Source organism: Microbacterium sp. Bi128, assembly GCF_918698205.1.
The window spans coordinates 1-1,033 of record NZ_CAKKMM010001673.1; the positions used below are offsets into that span (position 1 = coordinate 1).

Below are 1,033 nucleotides of genomic sequence, written 5' to 3' on the forward strand. Positions count from 1 at the left end.
CCGCAGCATCCCGTTCGTTGCCGGGGCCTACACGGACGTGCGCGACTCGGCCCGGGCGCGCGGACTCGAACGCAACCCGCGGGCCCTTGTGTTGCCCGTCTTCATCAGCACGGTGGCCTTCGCCCGGCAGACCGGCGAGGCCCTCGCAGCCCGTGGGCTGGGTGAGCCGGAGGACCCGGAAGACTAGGCCCGGATGGCCGGGCCGCGGTTCCGCTGCCAACCCAGTGGACATGCCCTCCCCTGGCCGCAGCCAGTGGACCTGCCCTCACGTCGCTGCGGTGGCGTTCGCAGGTGACCCGGTGCCGCCGGTGATGTTCAGCGGTTTGATGCTGACGAAGGCGTCCCAGGTTCCGGTCTTCTTCATGTGTCGGCTGAGGGGTCCCAGCTTCCAGAGTTCGCCGAGCGGCATGCCGAGTTTGGCCAAGAGCTGTTGGTGCATCATGCCGTGGTCGTTGGGCGCCGATAACAGAAAGGGGCTTTCGGGAATGACGGGCAGGCATTCGAGGGCGAAGTTGTCGGCGGCAATCAGCGCGAGGCGGTGGTCCCAGGCCCAGGCGACGAATTCCTGTGATTGGGCGATGCCGGTGGCGCGGCGGCTCTCCCGGGTCTGTTGCTTGTCCGCCATGGTCAGGGCCAGGAACCATTCACACCATCCGGTGTGGAGCATGAGGATGTCGCCCGGCTGGATGGTGAGGGATTGGGCCTGGATGGCTGCCTGGATCAGGTCAAGCCCGAGGGGCTCACCTGCTGTGTGGTCAATGGGAGTGCCTTCGCCGGTGCGGTAGCCGTCGAGGTCGACGAGCACTCCCCTGCCGACGATGGGTTTGTCAGCCCATTCCTGGATGCCGAGGTCCGGGGTGCCTTCCGTAATCCGGTCATCGCGGGTGCCGTTGTAGAAGCCGATGTCGTCTGCCCGGCGGTGCCGGAGCCCGTCGACCTGCGTGGATCCCTGGAGGTAATACCCGTCCAGGTAGTCGTCCCGGTGGGCCGGGTGGGAGGAGTAGATGGTGTGACGAGGGGCGCTGCGCTTGAG

The 1,033-nt window shown here is 67.1% G+C and carries 1 protein-coding gene and 1 pseudogene; one reads left to right on the forward strand and one right to left on the reverse strand.

Going from position 1 to position 1,033, the window contains the following annotated elements; genetic code table 11:
- Positions 1-187 (forward strand): annotated as a pseudogene (locus tag LQV45_RS35420) (energy-coupling factor transporter transmembrane protein EcfT); the annotation flags it as partial.
- Positions 188-265: 78 nt separating this feature from the next.
- On the opposite strand, the gene LQV45_RS35425 reads toward LQV45_RS35420, so the two are convergent.
- The coding region (locus tag LQV45_RS35425) for a cyclase family protein (protein WP_230012729.1) at positions 266-1,033 on the reverse strand (768 nt) is incomplete at its 5' end.